The following is a 6,823-nucleotide window of genomic DNA, read 5'->3' as shown; positions in this document are numbered from 1 at the left end:
GAAAGACGCGGTGTGAAGTGCGCCGCCATTGCATTAGCAAATAAAACAGTTAGGACAGCGTATGCCATGCTGAAAAAGGGCACGAGTTATGAACCCAGTTTACTAGCCAATTAATATTTAGCCTTCAATAACAGAAACAACAGTATTGACCAAGAACCTGCGTTAAGCGGTTAGACCCACCCTTGATAGCCTGTAAAGTGCCTGGCGTGTTAAAACACCGAGTAGGAGAAGAGGCACAAGGGCGCGAATACATCAAAGGGCCAAGGTAGCTCCTCATTATGAGCCCGCATATAAGCACGCAGTCTGACAAAATTAACGAAGGGTATTGTGCAATAGGAGGAGTCCATATAAGGCACTTCAGTGCCGAATTCAGACGTTAACAAACACATTCACGGCTTAAGGCCATTCCTACAATACACTTTACCTAGAACCTCCAGCAGAGGGATACGCAGCACCAAACACCCAGACCGCGCGGCTGAGTGCTGACGGCTGAAAGCTGATAGCTCTGTGTTGGGTTTCGCTCCGCTCTACCCAACCTACGCCAAACTTCCAAGCTTTACTCTTTCAACTTTCCCCTCGCTAACTTACTTTTATAACACTCATTCCCCTTGTCTTTGCTCTGCTTTGGCTAGCTGAATGTACTTTGTTTCGACTAGTTGTGAGAGGGGAACAAGTTCGAAGCCTTGTTGTTGCAGTTCAGGGAGGGCTTGTTGTAGAAAAACAACGGTTTCTGGGTAGGGGTGGGCGATGGCGATTGCGTAGTTGAAGTGTTTAGCTTTGCTTTTTAGTTCTTCAAGTTGATGTTGTAGCTGGCTTTGGGTGACATTGTTATCAAGAAATACATGGCGAGATACATTAGCCACACCATAGAGGTTAGCAACGTTTTGTGCTTCGCTTTGACTCGTTGTTCGGCTATCTAAGAAGTACAAACCTCGTTTCTTTAATATTTCCATCGTCCATTTCATTGGCTCGGTAAGTTGTGTTAACTCAGAGCCCATGTGGTTATTGACCCCTTTTACTTGTGGTAGAGAGGCTAACGCATGACCAAGTGTTGTTTGTAACTCTGACTTACTCATAGTATCAGTAAGTGCACCCGGACCAAGTGCTTTAGTTTTATCAAGCGCTTGCATTGGTACATGTAAAAGTAGTTCTTTATGAGTTCTACTGGCGCGTTCAGCAAATATTTGCGAATAGGGTGTATGGGGCAAGATTGAGAAGGTCACTTGCCCTGGTAAGTTTAATATTTCAAGATCGCGCTGATGATTGCCTATATCATCAATTACTATGGCTATTTTCTTTGCTTGGCAGAATAGCGGTAGGCAACATACGGCGAGTAATAAGCCTGTTTTTAAGTTCACTTTTTGTAATTATTATATCCGTTGTGAGCATTTACTTACTGCATAATAAAAAGCTGCTTTGCTGTAAGTTGCTTTTTGTCTTGTCTATCTAGAAGTGAGCTAAAAAGCGCCAATTCTTGGATGTTTTTTATTATAACGCCTTGGTCAATTTCTGAAAGCATTGTTTGATTAATACTCACATCTGGGGTGATCCCCTTTCCATCGATAGATTGACCCGCAGGTGTGTAATAACGTGCTGTAGTCAGTTTTAATGCGGTATTACCGTTACCTAAAGGTATCAGCGATTGCACTGAGCCCTTACCAAAAGAAGTTTCTCCAATTAGCACCGCTCGTTGATTATCTCTTAATGCTGCTGCGAGTATTTCAGCCGCAGAGGCTGAGTTTTCGTTAATAAGTACAGCAATGGGAGCGCCACTGAGTATGTCACCTTTATGGGCTTTATACTTCTGATTAGCTTCATTAAAGCGGCCTTTGGTTGATACTATGGTGCCGTTATCTAAGAACAGATCTGCAACTTCAATGGCCCCTTGTAATGTACCGCCTGGGTTATCGCGTAAATCAATAATTAAACCTGAAAGAGGGAAGCTATTAGTAACCTGCATTTTTGCAAGTTCTCGAGCAACATCGTGCAATGTGTGGTTATTGAATGAGTTGATACTGATAAGCGCAACGCCTGTATCTGCCAAATGACCATGAACGCTTTGTAAGTTGATTTGTTGGCGCTTGATCGAGAAATTTAGCTCAGTATCTTTCTCTCTTTTTACAGCTACATCGACAGCACTTTGACCGCTTTGGCGAATTAATTTAGCCACTTCTTCGATGCTTTTGTCTAAAATAGGTTGTTGATTAATCGCAATAACTTCATCATTTACCTGAAGACCCGCAAGCGCCGCAGGTGAGTTATTAATAGTGTTAACAATATAAACCCGACCATCTTCAACTTTTACTTCGATACCGAGTCCTGTGTATCTACCATTAGTGCTACTGAAGATAGCATCGAGCTCAGTTTCGTCGAGGTATTTTGAGTATGGATCAAGGCGTTCGAATAACGCTTCGACTTGTAAGTTATCAGGCTGGGTTACAAATGTGTTTTGTAGTTTCAGATCATCAACATAATATGTATGGATATTAAATAGAATTTCGTTTAGTTGCTGATGCTGTAGTGACTGTAACGAGGGTTTTGCAACAGCCTGAAACGATTGCAGTATCAGGCATAGCAAGCTGACAAGTAATAAAAAAGACAGCTGAGTAAAAAACTTAGCTGGGGATAAATGAGCTTTGTAAGAGTAAGTTGTGTTTAGCATCAGCTGCTCCTCATAGAGTGCAGCTATTTAATCAATTAAATGCGTCTGCACCATTTTACAGGATTTACTGCGCGTCCTTTGTGGCGTATTTCAAAGTATAGACCAGGATCCGGTTGTCCGCCGCTTTGACCGACTAATGCAATCGTTTCGCCTTCTCTAACAAGGTCGCCAACATCGCGAAGAAGGGTTTGAGCGTGACCATATAAGCTCATAAAGCCATCGCCATGATCAATAGCGATAACCCAGCCAAAGCCATTTAGCCAGTCAGCGTAAACTACTTGGCCGTTCTGGACACTTTTAACATTACTGCCTTCTTTGGCGCTGATAAGTACACCTTTCCAATCTATGTTGCCGTGCTTGCGTTGTCCAAAGCGGTGGCGTAATGCTCCTTTGGTTGGCCAGTCGAGTTTGCCCTTACTACTTTGTAAGCCTAGTAATTCAACCTTTTCACTTCGTTCTTGTTCAAGCTCTTCAATAGCGGTGATCAGGGTTTGCTCGTTTTCTTTTAAGTAATCAATTGAGCTCTTCGTTTCTTTTAACGCTGACTGGAGTTTATTGAGGTTAGTTTTACGCTCTTGTTGTGCATTGACTAGAGCTTGCTGGCGTCTTTTTTGCTCATCATATAAGGCAACTAGACGTTGTTTGGTTTTTTCAAGCTCAGCTTGGTTGTCTGCAATTTCTTGCTGTAGTGCTTTGAGCTCTTCAATTTGCTCAATACGTGCTTTATTTAAATAATTATAATAACTTAGTGTGCGCTCAATTTTGGCTGTGTCTTGTTGGTTAAGCAACATCTTTGAGTAGTCATGGCTACCCGCCATATAGGCGCTTTTTAGTTGTGCAGCTAATAAGGTTTGGCGTTGTGTTTGCTGGGCCTTAAGTTGCTCGGCTTTAGCTTGTTGTTCTCGCTGTTGTTGCTCATTTTCTTTAACAGATTGGGCGGCAAGGTTTAATGCTTTGGCATTTTTTGCGATGTCGAGTTCATGGGCGCGCAGATCTTTGCGCATTTGGGCAATGGACTTGCGTTGACCTTTAAGCTCAGCCTCTGTTTTTTGTATAGCTGATTGAATGTCTGATAAGTCTTTTTTGGTTTGATCTTCATTAGCAACAACCGAAGTTGCTACTAATGAAGTCAGTATTAAACCAGTTTTAAGGAAGTGGTTAATACATTTACTCATAGCTTATTTCAGCGTCATGATTGGTTTACCAGTCATTTCACTTGGCTGCTCTAAGCCGAGTAGGTGAAGCATGGTTGGAGCCACGTCACTCAATGTTTTACCATCATGTGGTGTTGCATCACGGCCAACATAGATAAATGGCACTGGCTCACTGGTGTGTGCGGTATGTGCTTGGCCCGTTGCTGGGTTAGCCATTTGTTCAGCATTACCATGATCGGCAGTAATAAGCGCTTCACCACCATGTTCTTCAAGTGCTGCAACTACACGACCAATACAATGATCAACTGCTTCACATGCTTTCACTGCTGCTTCGTATACGCCAGAGTGACCTACCATGTCTCCGTTAGGGTAGTTACAGATGATGGCATCGTATTTACCGCTAGCGATTGCTTCAATAAGCTTATCGGTCAGCATTTCAGAGTTCATTTCTGGTTGCAGATCGTATGTTGCAACTTGTGGTGATGGAATTAGTTCGCGCGTCTCACCAACAAATTCATCTTCACGGCCACCGCTGAAGAAAAAGGTCACGTGTGCGTATTTTTCTGTTTCAGAAATACGTAGCTGTGTTTTACCTTGCTTCTCTAACCATTCGCCTAATACATTTGTTAAAGGCTCTGGGGCAAACGCAATCGGCGCTTTAATGTCTGCTGCGTATTCTGTCATCATCACAAAAGCGCTTAACTCTGGTGATTTTTTCTTATCAAAACCACTGAAGTCAGCATCAACAAAGGCACGAGTCATTTCACGTGCTCGGTCTGCTCTGAAGTTAGCAAAGATAACAGTGTCGCCGTCATTGATCTCAGCAGCTGCTTGGCCTTCTGGCACAACCGTTGTTGCAGCTACGAATTCGTCATTCTCGTCACGTGCATAAGCGGCTTCTAGTGCGGTTACACCGTCAGTGTAGCTGTATTCAGCAATGCCACTAACCATAACGTCATAAGCAAGCTCGACACGGTTCCAACGGTTATCGCGGTCCATTGCATAGTAACGACCAACAAGCGTTGCTAAACGGCCACAGCCAAGTTCTGCAAATAAGGCTTCGATGCGCTCAATTGATGCTTTTGCGCTACGTGGCGGCGTGTCACGACCGTCTAAGAAACCATGGAAGTAAACTTCTTTTGCACCGCGCTTAGCAGCAAGTTCAATCGTTGCCACAATGTGGTCTTCGTGACTATGAACACCACCTGGGCTTAAAAGACCCATAATATGCACGGCTTTGCCTGCATTTACTGCTTTGTCGATATTATCAACAAGCGCTGGGTTGCTATCGAACTCACCATCATCAATGGCTTTAGTGATGCGAGTAAAATCTTGGTAAACGATACGGCCAGCACCTAAATTTACGTGGCCTACTTCAGAGTTACCCATTTGTCCTGCAGGTAAACCAACATCAAGTCCCGAACCTGAAATTAATGTATGTGGGCGGGTTGCCCAAAGGTTGTCGAGTACTGGGGTATTAGCAGCAAGTATGGCGTTACTTTCTGTGTCTTCACGGTATCCCCAACCGTCTAAGATCATTAATACCAATGGTTTTTTATGCTCTGTCATTATAGCTCCTGAAGATTGGCACTTATATATCACTAGCATACCGTGTTTTATGGTTTTGATCAGCTATCAATATGTCATATTAAAATATTTCACGCCCTAGCATTTTCAATTCAAGCACGTATACTTGCGTGGCAAATTTTAATTAACCCATGGCTATGCGCTGTGGTACCTAATTTCTTAGTGGAAAACGCATGGATCAATATATTGAATTTATCTCAAATCATCCGGTTTTGAGCATTATCTGGTTAGCATTAGTCGCTATGCTGATCAGCAGTTGGTTTAAAAGTAAATTTTCGGCTATCCGTCAAATCAACCCACAGCAACTTACCTTGCTAATTAACCGTGATGATGGTCAAGTGATTGATATACGTGCACAAAAAGAGTTTAACTCTGGCCGTATTGCAGGCGCAACTCACTTAAATCCAGAAAAAGCAAAGCAATCTGATTTTTCAAGCCTTGAAAAGTTTAAGACTAAACCCATTATACTAGTATGTACCACGGGCATGACTGCCTCAGGTATCGCAACTGCAATGCATAAAGCAGGTTTTGAGCGTGTTTATGTATTAGCGGGCGGTATGGGCGCTTGGCAATCAGCTAGCTTACCGACAACGACCGGTCGTTAATAAGGCTCATTGCCCGATAGAGGAATTATTATGAGTAATGTTGTTCTTTACACAAAAGCATACTGTCCATTCTGCCAACGTGCTTTGGCGTTATTAGATAGTAAAGGTGTAGACTACACGAATATCGATATTGGTGTTCACCCTGAGCGTCGTGATGAAATGATCGACAAAGCAAATGGTGGTTACACAGTTCCGCAAATTTTCATTAATGATGAACATATCGGCGGTTGTGACGACATGATGGCAATTGAAGCGCAAGGCCTTTTAGACGCAAAGCTTAACGCTTAATAAATTTTAAATATAAAAACGAATACAAGTTAGGAATTACAATGAACGAAGAAAATCAAAACGCAGCAGCAGAACAAGCCGGCGCTCAATTCTCAATCCAACGCATCTACACTAAAGATGTTTCATTTGAGACGCCTAACTCACCTGCTATTTTCCAAAAAGAGTGGACTCCTGAAGTTAAGCTTGACTTAGATACTCGTTCTAACAAATTAGAAGAAGGTGTGTTTGAAGTTGTTCTTGCGTTAACAGTAACAGCTTCAATCGGTGAAGAAACTGCATTCCTATGTGAAATCCAACAAGCGGGTATTTTCACAATTGGTGAAGTTGAAGAAGTTCAACTTGCACACATGTTAGGTGCTTTCTGCCCGAACGTACTTTTCCCTTACGCACGTGAAGCAGTATCAAACCTAGTTAACCGTGGTACTTTCCCACAATTAAACTTAGCGCCAGTTAACTTTGACGCACTATTTGCTCAATACATGCAACAACGTGCAGCTCAAGATCAACAGGCAACTGCAGACGCATAA

The 6,823-nt window shown here is 42.7% G+C and carries 7 protein-coding genes and 1 pseudogene; 4 read left to right on the top strand and 4 right to left on the bottom strand.

Going from position 1 to position 6,823, the window contains the following annotated elements; translation table 11 throughout:
• Window positions 1-114 (top strand): annotated as a pseudogene (locus ABMY41_RS05075) (IS110 family transposase); the annotation flags it as partial.
• A gap of 485 nt (window positions 115-599) precedes the next feature.
• Here the strand turns inward: ABMY41_RS05075 and ABMY41_RS05070 are convergent.
• From ABMY41_RS05070 to gpmM, 4 genes are read right to left on the bottom strand one after another with little or no spacing between them, the layout of a single operon-like run.
• The gene (locus ABMY41_RS05070; protein ID WP_349274288.1) at window positions 600-1,358 is read right to left on the bottom strand and encodes a divergent polysaccharide deacetylase family protein; all 759 of its coding nucleotides are present in this window, start codon (window positions 1,356-1,358) and stop codon (window positions 600-602) included.
• 35 nt (window positions 1,359-1,393) lie between these two features.
• The gene (locus tag ABMY41_RS05065) at window positions 1,394-2,662 is read right to left on the bottom strand and encodes a S41 family peptidase (protein WP_349274287.1); all 1,269 of its coding nucleotides are present in this window, start codon (window positions 2,660-2,662) and stop codon (window positions 1,394-1,396) included.
• Window positions 2,663-2,697: 35 nt separating this feature from the next.
• Window positions 2,698-3,837 carry a peptidoglycan DD-metalloendopeptidase family protein gene (locus ABMY41_RS05060; protein ID WP_349274286.1) on the bottom strand — a complete coding sequence of 380 codons (1,140 nt, stop codon included), beginning with the start codon at window positions 3,835-3,837 and terminating at the stop codon, window positions 2,698-2,700.
• A 3-nt stretch (window positions 3,838-3,840) separates the two neighbouring features.
• Entirely contained in the window at window positions 3,841-5,385 is a 1,545-nt protein-coding gene (gene gpmM / locus ABMY41_RS05055; RefSeq protein ID WP_349274285.1) for a 2,3-bisphosphoglycerate-independent phosphoglycerate mutase, read from the bottom strand.
• Window positions 5,386-5,576: 191 nt separating this feature from the next.
• On the opposite strand from gpmM, the gene ABMY41_RS05050 reads away from it, so the two are divergent.
• Genes ABMY41_RS05050 through secB form a run of 3 tightly spaced genes read left to right on the top strand, consistent with a single transcriptional unit; the run spans window position 5,577 to window position 6,823 of the window.
• Window positions 5,577-6,008, top strand: coding sequence for a rhodanese-like domain-containing protein (locus ABMY41_RS05050; protein WP_054562817.1), 432 nt, complete (start codon window positions 5,577-5,579; stop codon window positions 6,006-6,008).
• 30 nt (window positions 6,009-6,038) lie between these two features.
• Window positions 6,039-6,296, top strand: coding sequence for a glutaredoxin 3 (grxC, locus tag ABMY41_RS05045; RefSeq protein ID WP_054550973.1), 258 nt, complete (start codon window positions 6,039-6,041; stop codon window positions 6,294-6,296).
• 41 nt (window positions 6,297-6,337) lie between these two features.
• A complete protein-coding gene (secB, locus tag ABMY41_RS05040) occupies window positions 6,338-6,823 on the top strand; it encodes a protein-export chaperone SecB (protein WP_054550974.1) in 486 nt (161 codons plus the stop codon).

Origin of the sequence: Pseudoalteromonas sp. BZA4 (genome assembly GCF_040104395.1) — a bacterium.
GTDB lineage: Bacteria > Pseudomonadota > Gammaproteobacteria > Enterobacterales > Alteromonadaceae > Pseudoalteromonas.
This window is presented reverse-complemented; position numbering and strand designations above follow the sequence as displayed.

Coding starts and splice junctions, on each gene's coding strand:
- secB (WP_054550974.1), top strand. CDS start 6,338: ATGAACGAAGAAAATCAAAACGCAGCAGCAGAACAAGCCGGCGCTCAA.
- gpmM (WP_349274285.1), bottom strand. CDS start 5,385: ATGACAGAGCATAAAAAACCATTGGTATTAATGATCTTAGACGGTTGG.
- ABMY41_RS05060 (WP_349274286.1), bottom strand. CDS start 3,837: ATGAGTAAATGTATTAACCACTTCCTTAAAACTGGTTTAATACTGACT.
- ABMY41_RS05065 (WP_349274287.1), bottom strand. CDS start 2,662: ATGCTAAACACAACTTACTCTTACAAAGCTCATTTATCCCCAGCTAAG.
- grxC (WP_054550973.1), top strand. CDS start 6,039: ATGAGTAATGTTGTTCTTTACACAAAAGCATACTGTCCATTCTGCCAA.
- ABMY41_RS05050 (WP_054562817.1), top strand. CDS start 5,577: ATGGATCAATATATTGAATTTATCTCAAATCATCCGGTTTTGAGCATT.